This window comes from Streptomyces sp. NPDC014006 (assembly GCF_043088925.1).
GTDB lineage: Bacteria > Actinomycetota > Actinomycetes > Streptomycetales > Streptomycetaceae > Streptomyces.
On record NZ_JBICAJ010000002.1, the window covers coordinates 1135917 to 1155503 of the forward strand.

The 19587-nt window shown below is 73.8% G+C and carries 16 protein-coding genes; 5 read left to right on the forward strand and 11 right to left on the reverse strand.

Features of this window, described 5'->3' with window-relative positions; all coding sequences use genetic code 11:
- Window positions 1–186: 186 nt before the first annotated feature.
- Window positions 187–2751, reverse strand: coding sequence for a CHAT domain-containing protein (locus ACF1GV_RS11710; RefSeq protein ID WP_391679594.1), 2565 nt, complete (start codon window positions 2749–2751; stop codon window positions 187–189).
- 151 nt (window positions 2752–2902) lie between these two features.
- Between ACF1GV_RS11710 and ACF1GV_RS11715 the strand changes: the two genes are divergently transcribed.
- The 3 genes from ACF1GV_RS11715 to ACF1GV_RS11725 are packed head-to-tail and all read left to right on the forward strand — an operon-like array spanning window position 2903 to window position 5471.
- Window positions 2903–4324: a S8/S53 family peptidase gene (locus ACF1GV_RS11715; protein ID WP_391678682.1), complete on the forward strand. Its 1422-nt coding sequence runs from the start codon at window positions 2903–2905 to the stop codon at window positions 4322–4324.
- Window positions 4321–4962 (forward strand): RNA polymerase sigma factor, encoded by a 642-nt coding sequence (locus tag ACF1GV_RS11720; RefSeq protein ID WP_391678680.1) that lies wholly within the window; start codon window positions 4321–4323, stop codon window positions 4960–4962. Before ACF1GV_RS11715 ends, ACF1GV_RS11720 begins: the two co-directional genes overlap by 4 nt.
- Complete coding sequence (locus ACF1GV_RS11725; protein ID WP_391678679.1) at window positions 4959–5471, forward strand: hypothetical protein; 513 nt, start codon at window positions 4959–4961, stop codon at window positions 5469–5471. The genes ACF1GV_RS11720 and ACF1GV_RS11725 overlap by 4 nt, the downstream gene beginning before the upstream one ends.
- 19 nt (window positions 5472–5490) lie before the next feature.
- Here the strand turns inward: ACF1GV_RS11725 and ACF1GV_RS11730 are convergent, their stop codons facing one another.
- From ACF1GV_RS11730 to ACF1GV_RS11755, 6 genes are all read right to left on the reverse strand, one after another.
- Window positions 5491–6288 (reverse strand): N-formylglutamate amidohydrolase, encoded by a 798-nt coding sequence (locus ACF1GV_RS11730; protein ID WP_391678677.1) that lies wholly within the window; start codon window positions 6286–6288, stop codon window positions 5491–5493.
- 858 nt (window positions 6289–7146) lie between these two features.
- Window positions 7147–9366 carry an NADP-dependent isocitrate dehydrogenase gene (locus tag ACF1GV_RS11735; protein ID WP_391678676.1) on the reverse strand — a complete coding sequence of 740 codons (2220 nt, stop codon included), beginning with the start codon at window positions 9364–9366 and terminating at the stop codon, window positions 7147–7149.
- A gap of 123 nt (window positions 9367–9489) precedes the next feature.
- Window positions 9490–9894, reverse strand: coding sequence for a DUF4186 domain-containing protein (locus ACF1GV_RS11740; protein ID WP_391678674.1), 405 nt, complete (start codon window positions 9892–9894; stop codon window positions 9490–9492).
- Window positions 9895–10015: 121 nt separating this feature from the next.
- Window positions 10016–11107, reverse strand: coding sequence for a mechanosensitive ion channel family protein (locus tag ACF1GV_RS11745; RefSeq protein WP_391678673.1), 1092 nt, complete (start codon window positions 11105–11107; stop codon window positions 10016–10018).
- Between the two features lie 202 nt (window positions 11108–11309).
- Window positions 11310–12074, reverse strand: a complete 765-nt coding sequence (locus ACF1GV_RS11750; protein WP_391678671.1) for a crotonase/enoyl-CoA hydratase family protein — start codon at window positions 12072–12074, stop codon at window positions 11310–11312.
- A 64-nt stretch (window positions 12075–12138) separates the two neighbouring features.
- Entirely contained in the window at window positions 12139–13047 is a 909-nt protein-coding gene (locus ACF1GV_RS11755) for a YbhN family protein (RefSeq protein ID WP_391678669.1), read from the reverse strand.
- Between the two features lie 216 nt (window positions 13048–13263).
- Between ACF1GV_RS11755 and ACF1GV_RS11760 the strand changes: the two genes are divergently transcribed.
- Window positions 13264–15168, forward strand: a complete 1905-nt coding sequence (locus tag ACF1GV_RS11760) for an ABC transporter ATP-binding protein (RefSeq protein ID WP_391679591.1) — start codon at window positions 13264–13266, stop codon at window positions 15166–15168.
- A 217-nt stretch (window positions 15169–15385) separates the two neighbouring features.
- On the opposite strand, the gene ACF1GV_RS11765 is transcribed toward ACF1GV_RS11760, so the two are convergent.
- Both ACF1GV_RS11765 and ACF1GV_RS11770 read right to left on the reverse strand, forming a co-directional pair.
- Window positions 15386–16195 carry a pentapeptide repeat-containing protein gene (locus ACF1GV_RS11765; protein ID WP_391678667.1) on the reverse strand — a complete coding sequence of 270 codons (810 nt, stop codon included), beginning with the start codon at window positions 16193–16195 and terminating at the stop codon, window positions 15386–15388.
- A gap of 337 nt (window positions 16196–16532) precedes the next feature.
- Window positions 16533–16925 (reverse strand): DUF4345 domain-containing protein, encoded by a 393-nt coding sequence (locus ACF1GV_RS11770; RefSeq protein WP_391678665.1) that lies wholly within the window; start codon window positions 16923–16925, stop codon window positions 16533–16535.
- Between the two features lie 92 nt (window positions 16926–17017).
- Between ACF1GV_RS11770 and ACF1GV_RS11775 the strand changes: the two genes are divergently transcribed.
- The gene (locus tag ACF1GV_RS11775) at window positions 17018–17626 is read left to right on the forward strand and encodes a TetR/AcrR family transcriptional regulator (protein WP_391678664.1); all 609 of its coding nucleotides are present in this window, start codon (window positions 17018–17020) and stop codon (window positions 17624–17626) included.
- A 13-nt stretch (window positions 17627–17639) separates the two neighbouring features.
- Here the strand turns inward: ACF1GV_RS11775 and ACF1GV_RS11780 are convergent, their stop codons facing one another.
- Window positions 17640–18125, reverse strand: coding sequence for a peptidylprolyl isomerase (locus ACF1GV_RS11780; protein WP_363263970.1), 486 nt, complete (start codon window positions 18123–18125; stop codon window positions 17640–17642).
- Window positions 18126–18194: 69 nt separating this feature from the next.
- The gene (locus tag ACF1GV_RS11785; RefSeq protein ID WP_391678662.1) at window positions 18195–19490 is read right to left on the reverse strand and encodes a haloacid dehalogenase-like hydrolase; all 1296 of its coding nucleotides are present in this window, start codon (window positions 19488–19490) and stop codon (window positions 18195–18197) included.
- Window positions 19491–19587 lie beyond the last annotated feature (97 nt).

The following is a 19587-nucleotide window of genomic DNA, read 5'->3' on the forward strand; positions in this document are numbered from 1 at the left end:
GGGCATTACGGTGGGACACGAAGACCTCCGTGCGGTGCAGTCCTGGACAGCTCCACCACACCGGAGGTCTTCGCCATGATCAAGCCCCGGAGCTGTCAACGACGCTCGTGATCCATACACCTGGCCCCCGACGCCCCGCCCTGGCCGGCGGAGCCGCCGCAGGAGTAGCAGCCGTCTGAAGCGCCGTCACGCCGCGCCGAACGCCGTGAAAGCCCAGCCCGTCGTCTGGTGCAGCGCGTCGTCCGGGACGGCGGCGCGGGCGTCGCGCAGCGCCTCCGCGAGCGACAGCCCCGCGCCGAGGCCCTTGTGCAGCGCGAGCATCAGCGGCACCACCGCCGCGTCGTTGACCGGCGCGCTCGCCGCCACCACACCGGCTGTGCCCAGCGGCAGCAACGCCGTGACCAGTCCCAGCAGTTCGTCGGCGCCGACGGAGGCGAAGCGGGCCGTGTCGCAGCAGGACAGGATGATCCGGTACGGGCTGCGCGCGAGGCGTTCGAAGTCGTGCACGATCAGCGGCCCGTCCGCCATCCGCAGCGACGAGAACAGCGGGCTGTCGGCGCGGAAGGCGCCGTGCGCGGCGATGTGCGCGAGCGCCGCGCCGTCCAGTTCCGCCAGCACCCGCGCCGCGCGCGCGTGCTCGTCCTCCAGCAGCGTCGGTGCGCCGTACCGCCCGGCCAGTTCCGGCACTTCGGCCCCGCCGGTGGCCAGCCCCGGCCCGCGCACCAGGACGTGCCGGCCGTCCGCCGGCGGCTCGGTGTCACGGGCGCGCAGCCAGCTGCTCGCCGACGGCGACACGCTCACCACCCGCTCCCTGAGCGACGGCAGCACCGCCCACGGCACGCGATGCAGCCGACCCGGCGGTACGACGACCAGCGGGCCCGACCCCAGATGCCGGACCGCCTCACCGAGCAGCAGCTCCTCCAGCCGCCGCCCCGCCGCCAGCAGCACCGGCAGCCGCGCCTCGCCGCCGGGATGCGCGAGCCGGCGCAGCCCCGCCTGCACGTGTTCCGCCTCCGCCTCCGCATCGGCGAGCAACCCCGCGGTGAACCGCCGCACCCGGCCCTGCCCGACCAGCAGCACGTGCACCCGCCCGTCCACCACGGCCAGTTCGACGAGCCGCCCCTCACCGAGCCGCTCCAGCAGCCGGCCGGCGTCGAAGCGGTCGGCGCCACCGGGTGCGTCCGCGCGCAGGTGCAGGGTGCGGGAGCGGATCTCCCGCTCCAGCCGCCGCTGTTCGCGCTCCAGCGCCGGCACGGCCCGGCCCGCACCGCGGGCCTCCTCCGCGCGTGCCGCGATCTCCCGGAACGCGGTCAGACGGCTCAGCAGCGCCGGATCGGCCGGCGGCCGGGTGGGCGGCGCGCTCAGTGCGGTGGCCCGCCAGCGCTCGCTCCACTCCAGCAGACGGCGCGGCCCGCCACAGTCCAGGCTCGCCCGCTGCGCCATCGCCGCGAGCTCCGCGCCCTGCTCGGTGGCGCGGGCCCGCAACTCCGAGGCGCCGAGCGTCATCCGGTGGGCGTCCAGCACGGCCAGACCGCTGCGACACGCCCGCAGCACGCCGGCACTCGACCCGGCGGCCCGGGCGCGCAGCGCCTGCGCCGCCCAGCCGGTGATCCGGGCCAGTGGCGGCCCGCCGTGCCGGCTGCGCGCCGCCCGGGCAAGGTGCCGTTCGGCGTCCCGCGGCCGGCCCAGCGCCAGCGCGATCCGCCCCGCCAGCAAGGACGCCTCCGGCGCGGCCGGCGCCCCGAACGAGGCCAGCCGCTCGGCGACCCGCGCCGCGTCCGCGACCAGCCGCCCCGAGGTCCGCCCGGCGGCGAACCGCGCCTCGGTCAGCACCAGCCGCGCGTGCGCCTCCCACCACGGGCGCCGCTGCGCCGCGAACAGCCGCACCGCCTCCGCGGCCCGGGCGATCGCCGTGTGCGGATCCCCGGCCGGGCGGGCGGCCCGGGCGGCGGCCAGCAGCAGCTCCGCCTTGCGGGTCAGCTGCCCGCCGATCCCGTCGAGCGCCCGGATCGCCGCGTCCGCCTCGGCCAGCGCCTCCGGCGCGAGCCCCGCGGCCATCAGCACCTCGCAGCGCCGGATGTCGAGCATGAACGTGGGCGTGCCCAGCTCCGCGTACCGCTTCTCCGCCTCGTCCAGCAGCCGCAGCGCCGCCGGCACGTCCCCCGCGCGGAACGCCGCCAGACCCCGGCTCTCCACCGCGTCGGCCTTGTCGTGCTCCTGGCCGGTGGTGTCCCACAGCGCCTCCGCGGCGCTGAAGTCGGCGTCCGCCCGCTCCACCGAGCCCAGCGCGAGGTGCACGGTGGCCCGCAGGGTCAGCGCCCGTGCCGTCCAGATGACGTCGTTCTCCTGCCGCAGCACGGGGATCGCCCGGCGCACGTCCTCCAGCGCCGCCCGGTGCCGGCCCAGCACCCAGCGGGCGTAGGCCCGGCGGAACAGCACCTGCGCCCTGGTGTGCCCGCTGCCGCGCTCGACGCCCCGCTCCAGCGCCGCCAGGCCCTGCCGGGTGCGGCCCGCGTGCACCAGGGCCACTCCGAGCGTGGCCAGCACGTCGGCCTCCCGGTCGGCCGACCCCGCCCGGGCCGCGAGGTCCCGGGCGCGCCGCAGATGACGCAGCGCGAGACGCAGATCGCCCCAGTCCCGCTGCCAGATGCCGATCACCTGATGTGCCACGGAGGCGTGCACCGGGCAGGGATCCGCCTCCAGCACCTCCCGCGCCCGCGCCAGCGCCTCGTGCGGGGCCGCGAACACCATCGGCAGCAGGCCGAACACCGAGTCGCTTCCCGAGGTCACCCTTGGGATGGTAGGGGACCGGGAACCACATCCCCACCGGAGTGCCTCTGTATCAATCGGCGACCCGGGGGCTCTTCCCTACGACGGTTGCCTCGACGGGGAGGAACACGACATGGCGGCCCAGCGCTTCAGGGAGCAGTTCCACCAGATCCAGCGTTCCATGCCCGACGTCCCGCTGGCCCTCGGCCCGGACGACGCCCCGGAGTTCGTGTTCGAAAAAGGCGTCCTCCTCGTGCGTGACGGCGACGACGCCGCGTTCGTCGAGGACGCGGTCCGCGCCCACTTCACCGCCACCGACGGCCTGGACCCCGAGCCCGTGCGCCGGGCGGCCCCGCAGACCAACCGCTCCGGCGTCACCCGCGTCCAGGTCGCCGACCCCGGCCGGGGCAGCCACCCCGCCGACCCCGTCGTCGGCCACGCGCTGCGCGCCGTACGGCAGGCCGAGGACCGCACCGGGCGCCGGCTGGTCAGCCGCAACCACGTGGTGTCCATCGCGGTGAACTCCTGTCCCGGCGACGAGCCCGTGCCCGCCGAGCGCGCCGCGGGCCTCAACCCGGCGCCCGGCCGGGGCGGTTACGACCCCGAGCGGGCCGTCGGCGTGCTGGTGATCGACAACGGCCTCAGCCATGACCACCGCGCCCACCCGCTGCTCGCCCACACCCAGGGCGACCTGCACCCGCAGGAGACCGACGACTCCGGCGTCCTGCGCCAGTACATGGGCCACGGCACCTTCATCGCCGGGCTGCTCGCCGCCGTCGCGCCCAGCACCGACATCACCGTCCTCGGCACCCTGAACGACGCCGGCGCCATCCTGGAGTCCGAGTTCGGCGACAAGCTCTTCGACGCCGTGGACCGGCACGGCTGGCCCGCCATCCTCAGCCTGTCGGCCGGCACCTCCAACGGCCGCACCGACGGCCTGCTCGGCCTCGACGCCTTCATGCGCGAACTGCGCCAGCAGCGAACCCTGTTGGTGGCCGCGGCCGGCAACAACTCCAGCGCCAGTCCCTTCTGGCCCGCCGCCTACGCCACCGTGCCCGGCTTCGAGGACGCGGTGCTGAGCGTCGGCGCCCTGCGTGACGACGGCGAGTTCGGCGCCTGCTTCACCAATCACGGCCCCTGGGTGCGGGCTTACGCTCCCGGTGAGCGCCTCACCAGCACCTTCACCGGCTTCACCACACCCGTGCCGTACGTCTACCACCACTCCACCTACGACGCCTGCCGCTACGGCTTCACCTACGCCTGCACCTGCACCACCCCAGGCCACAGCGGACTGCTCAGCGACGACGGGGACACGGGCGCCAAACCGGACCAGGTGATGTTCGAGGGCCTGGCGCACTGGAGCGGCACCTCCTTCGCCACCCCGGTGGCCGCCGGGCTCGTCGCCGCGCACATGAGCGCCCACCGGGAGACCGACGCGCGCGCCGCCCTGGCCAAACTGCTCGCCGCCGACGTGGAGTTCGCCGAGGTGCGCGGTGCGCATGTGCCGGCGCTGCGGCCGCCCACCTGGCGTCCGGCGGCCGCCCCGGCGTCATGACGGCCGGGGTCGCCCTCCGTACGGCGTACCATGACGTGCCGTACACGAGGGGTGGAGCAGTCGTGGACCGTGCAGAGGTCGGCACGCTGGTCCGGTCCGCCGTCGACGGTGACGGCGCGGCCTGGAAGGCGCTGGTGGAAGGGCTCAGCCCGCTGGTCTGGTCGGTGGTGCGCGCGCACCGGCTCTCGGACGCCGACGCGCACGAGGTCTATCAGACCGTGTGGTTCCGCTTCGCCCAGCACCTGGGGCGGCTGCGCGAGCCCGACAAGGCGGGGGCGTGGCTGGCGAGCACCGCGCGGCACGAGTCGCTGAAGGTGATCAGAAGTCTGCAACGGCTGACCCTGACCGACGATCCGTCTCTGCTGGACCGGCCCAGCGAGGAGCACACGCCGGAGCAGTCGCTGCTGGAGGCGGAGGAGGCGGCCGCCGAGAGCGAGCGCATCCGCCGGCTGCGGCGGGAGCTGGGGGCGCTGGGCGAGCGGTGCCAGGGGCTGCTGCGGGTGCTGATGGCCTCGCCGCCGCCCAGCTATCAGGAGGTGTCCGCGGCGCTCGGTATCGCCGTGGGCAGCATCGGCCCGCTGCGCCAGCGCTGCCTGCGCCGGCTGCGGGCACGACTGGACGCACGGGGGGTGCGGTGAACGACGACGACGGCGGCGGACCGGTGGACGAGTACTTCGGGCCGGTGGGCGGCGAGGGCCTCGGGCCGGTGGACGAAGCGGAACTGGACCGGCTGGAGGGGGAGTTGCGCGCGGCCGCGACCGTACTGGATCCGTTGCCGGCCGCCCTGAGCGCGATCGCCGTGGAGGCGTACGCGCTGCACGACCTCGACGCCCGGATCGCGGAGCTGACCTTCGACTCGCTGATCGACGCGCTGCCGGTGCGCGGGGCGACGGACGTGCCGCGGATGCTGACCTTCCAGGCGGGGGAGTTGACGGTCGACGTGGAGGTGGGCGCAGAGGGGCTGTACGGGCAGGTGTTGCCGCCGCAGCGGGCGAGCGTGGAGGTGCTGAGCGGACCGCACGCCGGTGCCGCGCTGACGGCCGACACGATGGGCCGCTTCAGCGCCGCCGCGCCGCCCGCCGGGCCGTTCGCCCTGCGGCTGCGGACCGGCGGGGACGTCGTCGTCACGGAGTGGCTGCGGGCCTGACCGGAGGCGGGCCGCGGAGTCAGCCGGAGACGGCGTCCACGAGACGGGCCAGGGCGCCGGCGAGCCTGCACAGCCCGGGGCCGGCGGGTCCGCCCGGCTCGCTCATGTAGGTGTCGCGGCGGATCTCCACCATCAGCGCGGCGACGCGCGGCTCGCGGCCGTAGAAGTCCAACGGCACGTACGTCCCGCTGAACGGGCTGTCCAGGCCGGTCTCACCGCACCCGGCGAACGCCTCGCGCGCCGCCATCAGCAGGCCGGGCGGGGTGTGGAAGGCGTCCGTGCCCAGGCACACCGGCGGGCGCGGGCCGGTGCCGTGCAGTTCGTAGGGCAGCGGGGTGGTCGGGTACGAGTGCACGTCGACGATCACGACCCGCCCGACGGAGTCGAGCCGCTGCGCGACGGCCTCCGTCATGGCCCGCGCGTAGGGCCGGAAGTACCGCTCCAGCAGCGGCTCTGGGTCGTGGCCGTCGGGCCGCAGCACCTCCCGGTGCGTGGTCCGCGTGTACACGGCGCCCATGCCGACCGCTCCCATCTCCTCCCGCTCGTCCGGGAACCGCTCCGGATCGACGACCAGCCGCGACAGCCGGTTGACGAACCGCCACGGCGTGACGTCGGCCAGCCGGGCCGCCTCGTCCGCGATCCCGGCGGTGTGCGCGTCGGTGATGTGGTCCAGCTCCCGCGCGAGCGCGGAGTCGTCGAGCACGATGCCGGCGCGTACGTCGTCCGGTATCTCCCGCGCGGAGTGCGGCACATGCAGGATCACGGGCGACACGCCCGCTCCGGTCAGCAGCTCGAAGGACGGCTCGGCTGGGGTCATGGGGCGGCTCCGGGGCGTTGTCGGTGGCAGGGTGCCTGATCAAGGTGCCACATCCCACACCGGCACGGTGAGGCCATGCCGCGGCACGGTGACGCGATGCCACCGGCACGGGCACGCACACCGTGCCGCCGGCACCGGGGCGCACGCCATGTCACCGGTCCGCCGACCGGTGGCACCGGCGCGGTCCTGCCCCGGCGGGGGCCTCGAAGGCCGCGAGGGCCGCCGGCGGCGGGAGAAGCGCCCGCGCGGGCCGGCAGCCGGCGCGCGCCCTCGCGTTCCCCGCACCCGCGGAACGCCCCGCCTTCCCCGGCGCGGGGCGCGCTCGGACCACCGACGGGGCGGTGCCTCGCCCTGCGGGGGTCGGCGCGTGCTCGTGCCGCCCCGGATGTGGTACCTCGCCCCGCCGGGGGCAGCGATTACGTCTCCGCACCGGGGGACGCCCTGCGGGCGGTAGCGCGTGCGTCCCGCGTCGGCGATCGCCCGGCCGGGACCGGCGTGCAGGCATGTCGCGTCCCCGAGGTGGCCACCGCGCGGGCCCGCCCGGTCGGGGTGGGTATGGGCAGTCGCCCCGCCGGGCGCTAAGTACCCCGCCTCGTCGGGGGCAGCGTTTGGTCTTCGCACCGGGGACGCCCTGCGGGCGCTGAGCCGGCGGCCGCGCGGCCGGGACCGGCGTGCACGCGTGTGCGGCCTGCGAAGTGCCCCCCGCGGGCCCGCCCGGTCGGGCAGTCGCCCCGGCCAGGCGGCGACGAGGACGAGCCGCCCCGGGAAACACCTCCGCCCCGGCCGGGCGGTGCTCGGTCGGGGCGGAGGTGGGGGCCGGTCAGATCACCGGCGTCGGATCGGGAACGCGGAAGGCGTTCAGCTCAGGGACGCCAGGGCCTCGTTCCAGGTGGCCGACGGGCGCATCACCGCGGCGGCCTTGGCCGGGTCGGGCTGGTAGTAGCCGCCGATGTCGACCGGCTTGCCCTGGACGGCGTTCAGCTCGTCGACGATCTTCTGCTCGTTCGCGGCGAGCGTCTCCGCGAGCGGCTGGAAGGCCTTGGCGAGCTCGGCGTCGTCGCTCTGCCGCGCCAGCTCCTGCGCCCAGTACAGGGACAGGTAGAAGTGGCTGCCGCGGTTGTCGATGCCGCCGACGCGACGGGTCGGGGACTTGTCCTCGTTGAGGAAGGTCGCCGTGGCCCGGTCGAGGGTGTCGGCGAGGACCTTGGCCCGGGTGTTGCCGGTGGCCTCGGCGAACTGCTCGAAGGACGGCACGAGCGCGAAGAACTCACCGAGGGAGTCCCAGCGCAGGTAGTTCTCCTTGACCAGCTGCTGCACGTGCTTGGGCGCGGAGCCGCCGGCGCCGGTCTCGAACAGGCCGCCGCCCGCCATCAGCGGGACGACCGACAGCATCTTGGCGCTGGTGCCCAGCTCCAGGATCGGGAACAGGTCGGTCAGGTAGTCACGCAGCACGTTGCCGGTCACCGAGATGGTGTTCTCGCCGCGGCGGATGCGCTCCACCGACAGCTTGGTGGCCTCGACGGGGGACAGGATCCGGATGTCCAGGCCCTCGGTGTCGTGCTCCAGCAGGTACTGCTTGACCTTGGCGATCAGGTTGGCGTCGTGGGCGCGGTCCTCGTCCAGCCAGAACACGGCCGGGTCGCCGGTGGCGCGGGCGCGGGTGACGGCCAGCTTCACCCAGTCCTTGACCGGCGCGTCCTTGGTCTGGCAGGCGCGGAAGATGTCACCGGCCTCGACGTTCTGCTCGATCAGAACGGCACCGGAGGCGTCGACGAGGCGCACCGTGCCGGCGGCCGCGATCTCGAAGGTCTTGTCGTGGGAGCCGTACTCCTCGGCCTTCTGCGCCATCAGGCCGACGTTCGGCACCGAGCCCATGGTGGACGGGTCGAACGCGCCGTTGGCCTTGCAGTCCTCGATGACGGCCTGGTACACGCCGGCGTAGGAGGAGTCCGGGATGACGGCGAGCGCGTCGTGCTCCTGGCCGTCGGCGCCCCACATGTGACCCGAGGTGCGGATCATCGCCGGCATCGACGCGTCGATGATCACGTCGGACGGCACGTGCAGGTTGGTGATGCCCTTGTCGGAGTCGACCATGGCCAGGTCCGGGCCCTCGGCCAGCTCGGCGTCGAAGGAGGCCTTGATCTCGTCGCCCTCGGGCAGGGCGTCCAGGCCCTTGAGGATGCCGCCCAGACCGTCGTTCGGGGTCAGGCCGGCGGCGGCGAGCTTCTCGCCGTACTTCTCGAACGTCTTCGGGAAGAAGGTGCGCACCACGTGACCGAAGACGATCGGGTCGGAGACCTTCATCATCGTGGCCTTCAGGTGCACGGAGAACAGCACACCCTCCGCCTTGGCGCGGGCGACCTGCGCGGCGAGGAACTCCCGCAGCTCGGCGACGCGCAGCACGGACGCGTCGACGACCTCGCCGGCCAGCACGGGTACGGACTCGCGCAACACGGTGGTGGTGCCGTCGGCGGTCACCAGCTCGATCTTGAGCGTGTCGTCCTGCTCGATGACCACGGACTTCTCGGTGGAGCGGAAGTCGTTCTCGCCCATGGTCGCCACATCGGTCCTGGACTCGGAGGACCAGGCGCCCATGCGGTGCGGGTGGGTCTTGGCGTAGTTCTTGACGGAGGCCGGGGCGCGGCGGTCGGAGTTGCCCTCACGCAGGACCGGGTTCACTGCGGAACCCTTGATCTTGTCGTAGCGGGCGCGGATCTCGCGCTCCTCGTCGGTCTTCGGCTCGTCCGGGTAGTTCGGCAGCGCGTAGCCCTGCCCCTGCAGCTCGGCGATGGCGGCCTTGAGCTGCGGGATGGACGCCGAGATGTTCGGCAGCTTGATGATGTTCGCGGCCGGCGTCTTGGCCAGCTCGCCCAGCTCGGTCAGCGCGTCCGGGATGCGCTGGTCCTCGGTGAGGTACTCCGGGAACACGGCGATGATGCGCCCGGCCAGCGAGATGTCGCGGGTCTTCACATCGACACCGGCCTGCGCGGCGTACGCCTGGACCACCGGCAGGAAGGAATACGTCGCCAGGGCCGGGGCCTCGTCAGTGTGCGTATAGATGATGGTCGAGTCAGTCACCGGGTGCTCCGCTCCACGTCTGCAACATTGCTCGACATCAAGATATCTCCTGATCCGGTCCGGCTCGACAAGGGTCCTGGCCTGAAACGACGCCGTGGGCCGCCCCGTGCGCGGCCGCACGGCTCAGTCGCGGCGGACCGTGTCCGGCCCGGTACCCCCGGTCATCTCGCGCGTGATCCACCGGCAGATCACCTCCACCACGTACGCCCGCTCGGCGTGGCTCAGCTCACGGCCCTTGGGGATGCCGTGCCAGCGCTGGAGGCAGCCCCGGCAGCAGGTCGCGGTCGCGTGCTGGGCGACGAACACGGGGTGACCGCGGTACGGCGTCTGCTTGCCGTCCTTGTACGGCTCGGCCGGTGCGAGGCGCTTGACGATCAGGTCGTCGGCGTGCCGCCGGATCGTCGCCGGGCCCTTCAGCTCGGCGGTGGCGCGGTCGCGGCCACGCAGGTGGAACTTCGCCCGGAACGGCTGGCGCGCGAGGGCTTCCAGCCGTCGGTCGATGCTGTGGGGGTTGGTGGGGGAGTTCATTCCGCTTCCGAGCGTAGGCGCTCCGCGGGGCCAGGCGCCCTTTGGGGCACGGGGTGGCGGTTCCTCGGCGCGCGGGCGCGTCGTGGCTGGTCGCAGTTCCCCGCGCCCCTTTCGGGGTGCTCTACTCGCCGGAGAAGAGGACCGACCGAATGTCCTCGCCGGGCCGCTGCTGAGGGATCGTGACCGTGCCCTGCTGGAGGGTGACCGTGCGGGTCGGGGCCGGGATGTGGATGCCCTCCGCGCGGTAGCGCTTGTGCAGGCGCTTGATGAACTCGTGCTTGATCCGGTACTGGTCGCTGAACTCGCGGACGCCCAGGATCACCGTGAAGCCGATCCGGGAGTCGCCGAAGGTGTGGAAGCGGATCGTCGGCTCATGGTCCGGCAGCGCCCCGGTGGTCTCGGTCATCACCTCGGCGATCACCTCGTTGGTCACCCGCTCCACATGGTCCAGATCGCTGTCGTAGGCCACCCCGACCTGCACCAGGATCGTCAGGTCCTGCTCGGGCCGCGAGAAGTTGGTCATGTTGGTCTTGGCCAGCTGGCCGTTCGGGATGACCACGAGGTTGTTGGACAGCGCCCGCACGGTCGTCTGCCGCCAGTTGATGTCCTCGACGTACCCCTCCTCCCCGCTGCTCAGCCGGATGTAGTCGCCCACCTGCACGGTTTTGGAGGCGAGGATGTGGATGCCGGCGAAGAGGTTCGCGAGCGTGTCCTGCAACGCCAGCGCGACGGCCAGACCGCCCACGCCCAGGGCGGTGAGCAGGGGCGCGATGGAGATGCCCAGGGTCTGCAGCACCACCAGGAACCCGATCGCCAGGACCAGCACCCGGGTGATGTTGACGAAGATCGTCGCGGACCCGGCGACGCCGGAGCGGGACTGGGTCACCGCGCGCACCAGCCCGGCGACCACCCGGGCCGCCGACAGGGTCACGACGAAGATCAGCCACACCTGCAGCGACTGGTTGACGGTCCGCTGCACCGTCCGGGTCAGCGGCAGCACGGCCGCCGCCGCGGCGGCACCGCCCGCGATGGCCGCCCACGGCACCACCGTGCGCAGGGCGTCCACGACGACGTCGTCACCGCTCCACTTCGTCCGCTTGGCGTGCTTCGCCAGCCAGCGCAGCAGGGTGCGGGAGAAGAAGGCCGCCAGCAGGCCCGCCGCCAGGGCGATGCCGGCCAGCACCAGGTCGTCCAGGGTCAGCGCACGGTTCACCGGCCGCCTCCGAGAAGACGGTCGTCGGCGCCCTCGGCCGACGACGGGATGTGAAGTCTCGTCACGTTGTCACCTGCTCGAACTGCTCGTATCGGGGATGCGCGCCGTACGCGCCCGACGGGGCGTCAGCGCGCGGCGCGAGCGCTCATCCTGCCGTATCCGGCACGGCAGTTCGAAACCGGGCGCCGTGACGAGCGCCGCGTCAGCCGTCCGTGAACGACCCGTGCCGTCCCGCCCCCGACGCGAACCGGCCGGCGCCCCGCATCGCCTCGTCCAGCACGGCCGCGCCGTGGGCGTGTTCGACCCGCAGCGCCTCCCGCTCACCCAGCCCCTCCTGGTCCAGGACCGCCGCGCGGTCGGAGCGCAGACAGTCCTGCGGGAAGCGGGCCAGGGCGGCGGCGAGTTCCTCGGCGGCGGCACGTGCGGTGCCGGCCGGCACGACGCGGTCGGCCAGCCCCATCCCGTACGCCTCGCTTGCCGGGACCGGGCGGCCGGTGAGGATCATGTCCAGCGCGCGGCCGGTGCCGATCAGCCGGGGCAGCCGTACCGTGCCGCCGTCGATCAGCGGCACTCCCCAGCGGCGGCAGAACACGCCGAACACCGCGTCCTCCTCGGCGACCCGCAGATCGCACCACAGCGCCAGCTCCAGCCCGCCGGCCACCGCGTGCCCGGCGACAGCGGCGATCACCGGCTTGGACAGCCGCATCCGGGTCGGCCCCATCGGCCCGTCCCCGTCCCCGGCGACCCGGTTGCTCCGCTCCCCGCCCATGGCCTTCAGGTCCGCGCCCGCGCAGAACGTGCCGCCCTCGCCCCACAGCACCGCCACCCGCGCCTCCTCGTCCGCCTCGAAGGCCCGGAACGCGGCGGCCAGTTCCGCGGCCGTCGGCCCGTCCACGGCGTTGCGCACCTCGGGGCGGGACAGCACGACCGTGGTGACGTGCTCTCTTCGTTCGACGCGGACCGGCATGACGGAACCCCTTCTGGGCGGCGCTGTACGGCGACGCCCGCAGGTTACTCGCGAGTCGCCGGTCTCAGATCACCTTCAGACGCACCAGCGCCCCCAGCGTCAGCGCGCCCGGCAGCAGCGGTAGCCACACGGTGAGGATCCGGTACGCCAGCACCACCGCGGTCGCCACGGCCGCCGGCCCGCCCGCCGCGACGAGTGCCACCACCAGCGCGGCCTCCACCGAGCCGATCCCGCCCGGTGTCGGCACCAGCGCCACCGCCACGGTCGCCGCGAGGTACGCCACCGCGATGTGCGGGGGCGACACGGGAAGGTCCAGCGCCCGCCCGACCAGGACCAGACCCGACGCCTGCAGCGCCGGGAAGGCCAGCGAGCCGCCCCACAGCGCCAGGGCGCGGGCCGGTCGCGCGTGCACCGAGCGGGCCTCGCCGAGCGCGGTGCGCAGGAAGCCGCGCGCGGCCGTGCGCAGCCGCCGTACGCAGACCAGCGTCAGTGCCGCGGTCGAGGCGAGCGCGGCGGCGGCCGCCAGCAGCGGCAGCAGCGCGCCGCCGGGCAGCAGCGTGCCGAGGTGCAGCGCGTCCGGGAAGGCGAGCAGCAGCGCCGCCAGCAGGGCGATCCGGCCCACGCACTCGGCGAGCATGTACAGCGCGAGGGCGGCCGAGGAGCGGGCCAGCGGCACCCCGCACACCGTCATGAAGCGCAGGTTGACCGCGCTCGCGCCGAGGCCCGTGGGCAGCAGATGGTTGGCGGCGCCGGCCGCGAACTGGGTGGCCAGCAGCCGCCGCCGGGGCAGCCGCTCGACGACCGCCCCCTGCCGGGTGAAGGAGGCCGCCACCCAGGTCAGACAGGTCGCGCCGGCCGCGGCGACCAGCCAGGGCCACTCGGCGGTGCGCAGCTGGCCGAGCCCTTCGGTGAGCGTGGAGCGGTGCCGTACGGCGACGACGGCGACGAGCAGGAGCGGGAGCAGACACAGCATCTGCCGGACGGGGACGCGACGGGGGAGTCGTCCCTGCGGCAGCGGGGGGAGGGGGACGGCGGTCACATCGGGAGAGGTTCTCCGCACCGCGCCAACGGCGGGTTGCGGAAGCGGGTACGGCACATTGCGTACGGTCATCGGATCCTTCGAACGGGGGGACGGACGGCGGACATTGACCTCAACGATGATTGAGGTTCTACGTTGCTGTCCATGAGCATGGAGACCACCGCTTGGACGCAGCTGCACAGCGTCATGACCGCTCAGCAGGAGCGGCGCCCCTTCGACCCCGCGACGCTGCGCCGCATCGGCGCCTTCGCCCGCCCGCACCGCCGACGCATCGCCCTGTTCGTGGTGCTCGGGGTGGGGACCGCGCTGCTCGCCGTGGCCACCCCGATCCTCGCCGGACGCGTCGTCGACTCGATCGTGTCGAGGGGCGAGGCGGGCCACGTCGTACGCCTCGCCCTGCTCATCGCGCTCATCGCGGTGGCCGAGGCGGCACTGGGCATCCTCTCGCGGCGGCTGTCGGCCACGCTCGGTGAGGGGCTCATCCTCGATCTGCGGACGGCTGTGTTCGATCATGTGCAGCGCATGCCGGTCGCGTTCTTCACACGAACCCGTACGGGAGCGCTGGTCTCCCGGCTCAACAACGACGTCATCGGCGCCCAGCGCGCCTTCAGCAACACCCTGTCCGGCGTGGTGAGCAACCTGGTCACGCTGCTGCTCACCCTCGCGGTCATGCTGACGCTGTCCTGGCAGATCACCCTGCTCGCGCTGGTGCTGCTGCCGGTGTTCGTGATCCCGGCCCGGCGGATGGGCAGCCGGATGGCGCGTATGCAGCGGGAGGCGGCGGCGCTGAACGCGTCCATGGGCACCCGGATGACCGAGCGCTTCTCGGCCCCCGGCGCCACGCTCGTGAAGCTCTTCGGGCGGCCCGAGGAGGAGTCGGTGCAGTTCGCGCTGCGCGCCCGGCGGGTCGCCGACATCGGCATCCGCACCGCCACCGCCCAGTCCGCGTTCATCACCGCCCTCACCCTGGTCTCCGCGCTCGCCCTCGCCCTGGTCTACGGCCTCGGCGGCTTCTACGCCCTGCACGGCACCCTGGAGGCGGGCGCCGTCGTCTCCCTCGCGCTGCTGCTGACCCGGCTGTACGCGCCGCTCACCGCGCTCGCCGGGGCCCGGGTGGAGGTGATGAGCGCGCTGGTCAGCTTCGAGCGGGTCTTCGAGGTGCTCGACCTGAAGCCGCTGATCGTGGAGAAGCCTGACGCCCGCGAGGTGCCCGACGGGCCGGTCGGCGTCGAGTTCGACGACGTCCGCTTCGCCTACCCGGCCGCCGACCAGGTCTCCCTCGCCTCCCTGGAGGAGGTGGCGGCCCTCGACACCCGCGGTGGCGCCGAGGTCCTGCACGGCATCTCCTTCCGCGCCGAACCCGGCCGGACCGTCGCCCTCGTCGGTTCCTCCGGCGCCGGCAAGTCGACCATCGCCCAGCTGCTGCCGCGGCTCTACGACGCCGACGCGGGCGCGGTCAGAGTCGGCGGCGTCGACGTCCGCGACCTGACGTTCCGCTCACTGCACGGAGCCGTCGGCATGGTCACCCAGGACGGCCACCTCTTCCACGACAGCGTCCGCGCCAACCTGCTGCTCGCCCGCCCCGAGGCGAGCGAGGACGAACTGTGGGACGCGCTGCGCCGGTCCCGCCTTGACGACCTCGTCCGCTCCCTGCCCGACGGCCTGGACACCGTCGTCGGCGAGCGCGGCTACCGGCTCTCCGGCGGCGAACGCCAGCGCATGACGATCGCCCGGCTGCTGCTCGCCCGCCAGCGCGTGGTCATCCTCGACGAGGCCACCGCCCACCTCGACAACACCTCGGAGGCGGCCGTGCAGGAGGCGCTGACGGAGGCCCTCGCCGACCGCACCGCCGTCGTCATCGCCCACCGGCTGTCCACCGTGCGCACGGCCGACGTGATCCTGGTGGTGGAGGCGGGCCGCATCGTGGAGCGCGGCACCCACGAGGAGCTGCTGGCGGCGGACGGACGGTACGCCGAACTGCACCGGACGCAGTTCGCACGGGCACAGGACACGACCGGGGCCGCCGGGCGGCTGACGGGGGAGACGGTGGCGTAAGGAGACGTCCGGGCGGTTGCGGACCCGGCCGGGGCAGAGCACCGACCGGGCCGCGATCCGTCTCGGGGTTCCGGACGCGGCCCGGCCGGAGTCGTGGATTCCGGTGCGGTGCCGGTGACTTCAGTCAACAGCGCCCGCTCGCCCGCCGCATCTCCAGCGCGCCGAACGGCCGAACCCACCGGCGGCCGGGCCCCGCGCCCCGTGCCCGCGCCCCGCGTCACCAGTGCACTGGCCGCTCCAGCCCCGCCGGCAGAACCGTCGACGCGTCACCCCTGGCCGCGTTCAGCTGGGCCTGGGTGACGAAGAGCGCGCCCGAGAGGTCGGCGCCCGAAAGGTCGGCGTCACGCAGGTCCGCGCCGATCAGGTCGGCCGAGCGCAGGTCGGCGCCCGAGAGGTCGGCCGCGATCAGCAGCGCGCCGCGCAGACTGGCGCCCCGCAGGTCGGCGCCGGCCAGCCGGGCCCCGATCAGATCCGCCCCGCGGTGGTTGCGACGCCGGCCGGGCAGCCCCGCCCGCGCCAGCTCGCCGGCCCGCAGCAGCAGCTCGTTCACCTCGCCGCGCAGCGCGTTGACGTCCACCGCGCGGATCTCCTCGGCACTGCCCCGGGTGAGTTCCTCGATACGGTCCGCCGCGCGCCGCAGGTCCCGGTGGACGGGCCGGGCCGCCGCGAGGCCGAGCGCCTCGGTGACGTACCACAGCAGCTCGTGCAGCTGCCGCATCACCGGGAACACGGCGAACATCGCCCCGGAGGTGCCCGGCGCGCTCCGCCAGTCCGTACCGCCGAAGGTGACCTGGGAGACCTTCTGGCCCGCGCCGAAGCAGTCGAAGACGGTGCAGCCCGGATAGCCCCGCTCGCGCAGGTCGGTGTGGATGCCGCAGCGGAAGTCCGCCTGGAGGTTCCCGCACGCCTTTCCGGCCGGCTTGTCGGCGGCGAAGTCGGCGGAGCGGGCGAAGGGCAGCGCGACGCAGCACAGCCCGAAGCACGACGCGCAGTCGGCCTGCAGGTCCGCCCGGCGCGGCGCGGGCACCGGGTCACCGCCGCCGGGTGCCCCCTGCTTGCCGCGCGCCGCCTCCCGGGGCGAGGGCGCCTGCGGGGACCGGCGCCCGCCGCGCCCCCCACCCGCCGTGTCGGACCCGCCCCGGCGTGCGGACGAGGCGGGGCGCTTGCGGCCCCCGGCGGGGGAGGGGGTTCCGTGCTGTCGGGACACCGTGCGTGCTCTCCAGGGACGAGACGAGCACCGCCGGTCTGCGGCGCTCGGAAGACCGGCCGTCCATTCTCGCAGAGCGCGTACGGGGCCTGAGCGGATTGCCCCGGACGGGCATCGGTCCCTACCGTGCCGCTGCGGTGTCCCCGGCGCTGGGCGGTCAGGCCGTGACCGCCGCCTCCTCGCTGTCCGCCAGCCACAACAGCAGCGGCGACAACCCCAGTTCCACGGCCGCCAGCAGGAGCTGGAACCAGTGCGGCCGGCCCGCGACGGCGAGGGAGAGCAGCCGCGCCGCCCCGCCGAGCAGGAACACCGCGGTCAGTATCCGGACCGCGGCCGCCGGGACGGGGGACTGCCGCACCGCCCACAGCCAGGCCAGCCCGTACCCGGCGAAGACCGCGCCCATGAACCGCCCGAAGCTGTCGACGGTCGGCCCGGCCGCACCGGCGCCGGGGATCGCGGCGTTCCCGAGCAGCACATGGAAGAGGCCGATGGCCACGCACGCGTACCCCATGGCCCACGCCAGTCCTCGCAGCACTCCGACCCGCGTCATGCCGGACACCCCCGTCGCTTGGTAGACACACGTCCAGTAACGCCCTCAGGGTAGGCGCCGCTAGTAGACACATGTCAAGTAACATGCCGCCCATGTCCCCTCGCCGCCGCCTCAGCCCCGACGAACGCCGGGCCGAACTCCTCGCCGTGGCCGCGCGGCAGTTCGCCGAGCGTCCCTACGACGAGGTGCTGATGGAGGACGTGGCCGAGCGGGCGGGCGTCTCCCGTGCGCTGCTGTACCGGTACTTCCCGAGCAAGCGGGACCTGTTCGCCGCGCTCTACCGGCAGGTCGCCGAGCGGCTGCTCGACCTGACCCGGCTCGACCCCGCCGACGACCTGGCGGACCAGCTGGCCCAGGGGCTGGACGTGCACATCGCGTACTTCGCGGAGAACCGCAACACCGTCCTGGCGGCCAACCGGGTCCTGGCCGGCGACCGGCTGATCCAGACCATCATCACCGGTGAGCTGGACGCCCTGCGTGAGCGCCTGCTCGCCGTCCTGCCGGTCACCGACGCCGGCACCCGGCAGGCCGTCTCCGGCGTCCTGAAGAGCTGGCTGGTCTTCGTCCAGGTGCTGTGCGTGGACTGGCTGACCGAGCCGACGTGCACCCGCACCGAACTGCGGGACGTGTGCGTGGGTGCCGTGCTGGGCGCCTTGCGCCCCCTGCTGAAGGAGGACCCGGCGCCCGGCCGGCCGTACTGAGTGACGCCGTGGCTCAGATCTGGACGACCTCGGCGGAGTTGATCACGACCTGCTCCTTGGGCACGTCCTGCGCACCCGTGGGGACCTGCGCGATCCGGTCGACGACGTCCTGGCCCTCGACGACCTTGCCGAAGACCGCGTAACCCCAGCCGTCCTGGCCCGGGTAGTTCAGGAAGTCGTTGTCGCTGACGTTGATGAAGAACTGCGCGCTGGCCGAGTGCGGAGCGGACGTCCGGGCCATGGCGACGCTGTACTTGACGTTCTTCAGGCCGTTCTTGGCCTCGTTCTCCACCGTGCGCGGGGCGGGCTTGATGCGCATGTCGGTGCCGTGGCCACCGCCCTGGACCATGAAACCGTTGATGACCCGGTGGAAGATCGTTCCTGCGTAGTGGCCGCTGTTGAGGTACTCCAGGAAGTTCTCGACCGTCTTCGGGGCCTTGGCGTCGTCGAGGCTGAGGACGATGTCGCCCATCGTCGTCGAAAGGCGGACGTTGGTCATGACTGCTTCTCCACTCGCTGTACGTCGTCTCTCCCCTGCCCGAACAGGCACGGGAAACACGTCAGTCTTTCACAGCCCCTGCGGGTACACCCTGTCCCACTGGTCCGGCACGGGAGAACCGTCCTGACGGAGCACCGGCCCGCGCGTGCCGTCCGGGTTCTCGTATCCGGTCGTGGCACACGGGTACGGGTCCGCCCTGCGCGGCTTCGGCTGAAGGAACATCGGGTTGACGATCCAGCGCCCGTCGCCGTCGTCGTACGCCCGGCACATCAGCTCGGTCCTGTTGCGGTTGAGCACGAGCCGCAGCACCGTGGCGTCCCGCAGGAAGGTGACGTCGGTGTCGGAGTCGCCGGCCGCGAAGACCTGCCGGCGGTCCGCGGGCAGGGACCGCTCGGCCGCGGCGCCGTGGACGCCGTACACCACCGTGTTGATCCAGCACCGCTTGCCGTCGATGTACGGGATCAGCGCGTCCTCGCCGTCGCGGACCGTGCCGCAGCCCCTCAGATGCGCGGTGAGCCGGCCGGCCGCGGTGACGCTGCGGATGCCGATGGTGTGCGCGGCGTCGACGCCGGCGCCACGCGCCCACACCTCGACGACCGGTTCGGGCGAGGCGGAGGTGATCCATACGTCGAAGCCGGACCGCTGGAGCGTGCGGATCAGGTCGCGCTGCTCGGCGTAGTAGCGCACCCAGCCGGTCTCCCGTCCGCTGCCGACCCGCTGCTCGGTTCCGACCGGCGCAGCGAGGTTCTCCGCCCGGGCCGCCGCGGCGAACTCCCTGACCTCGCGCGGCGTCCAGCCCTGCAGCAGCTGCGCGAGCCATGCGTACTGCGGCTGCGTGCGGCGGTGGTCGAAGCCGGCGAAGGCGTGCTCACCGCCGGTCGTGGCGCCGTCGGAGTACACCGCGCGGATCTCGTCGGCGCAGCCGGTGTCCGTGGCGGTGGGCAGCGGCGCACCGGCCGGCGCGGAGCTGCCGCAGGCGGCCGCGAGCGCCCGGACGGCGGCGTCGGTGAGGTGGCGGCTGGTCGTGCGCCAGTCCCGGTGGGCGGGCCGGCGGATCCTTTCGTGGCGCAGCAGCCAGAACATCGTCGCGTCACCGACGTCGTTCTTGACGACCGTGTTGTCCCAGTCGAACACCGCGACCGGTCGGCCCTTCATCCGGTGGGACCGTTCCCCGCAGCCGCCGTGACGGTCGATCAGCTGCTGGAGCCGCGCGCGGTTGTCGCCGTACCAGCCGGGCGAGGGCGCGAGGACGGGGCACGCGCGCGGCGCCGGCTCCGCCACGGCCGGGCGGCCGGCGGCCAGGGATCCGGCGAGCAGGAACAAGGCCAGGGCGGTCACCAGCCGTGGACGGCTCTTGCCGGACATGGGATACGCCTCCTCGGGCTGCGGAACGCTGGAGCTGTGGAACGTGTGGACGGCCGCCGGCCGTGCGGGCGCGCCGGCGGCCGTCCGGGGCGGCGGG

Coding starts and splice junctions, on each gene's coding strand:
- ACF1GV_RS11710 (WP_391679594.1), bottom strand. CDS start 2,751: ATGGTGTTCGCGGCCCCGCACGAGGCGCTGGCGCGGGCGCGGGAGGTG.
- ACF1GV_RS11715 (WP_391678682.1), top strand. CDS start 2,903: ATGGCGGCCCAGCGCTTCAGGGAGCAGTTCCACCAGATCCAGCGTTCC.
- ACF1GV_RS11720 (WP_391678680.1), top strand. CDS start 4,321: ATGACGGCCGGGGTCGCCCTCCGTACGGCGTACCATGACGTGCCGTAC.
- ACF1GV_RS11730 (WP_391678677.1), bottom strand. CDS start 6,288: ATGACCCCAGCCGAGCCGTCCTTCGAGCTGCTGACCGGAGCGGGCGTG.
- ACF1GV_RS11740 (WP_391678674.1), bottom strand. CDS start 9,894: ATGAACTCCCCCACCAACCCCCACAGCATCGACCGACGGCTGGAAGCC.
- ACF1GV_RS11750 (WP_391678671.1), bottom strand. CDS start 12,074: ATGCCGGTCCGCGTCGAACGAAGAGAGCACGTCACCACGGTCGTGCTG.
- ACF1GV_RS11755 (WP_391678669.1), bottom strand. CDS start 13,047: ATGCTGTGTCTGCTCCCGCTCCTGCTCGTCGCCGTCGTCGCCGTACGG.
- ACF1GV_RS11760 (WP_391679591.1), top strand. CDS start 13,264: ATGGAGACCACCGCTTGGACGCAGCTGCACAGCGTCATGACCGCTCAG.
- ACF1GV_RS11770 (WP_391678665.1), bottom strand. CDS start 16,925: ATGACGCGGGTCGGAGTGCTGCGAGGACTGGCGTGGGCCATGGGGTAC.
- ACF1GV_RS11775 (WP_391678664.1), top strand. CDS start 17,018: ATGTCCCCTCGCCGCCGCCTCAGCCCCGACGAACGCCGGGCCGAACTC.
- ACF1GV_RS11780 (WP_363263970.1), bottom strand. CDS start 18,125: ATGACCAACGTCCGCCTTTCGACGACGATGGGCGACATCGTCCTCAGC.
- ACF1GV_RS11785 (WP_391678662.1), bottom strand. CDS start 19,490: ATGTCCGGCAAGAGCCGTCCACGGCTGGTGACCGCCCTGGCCTTGTTC.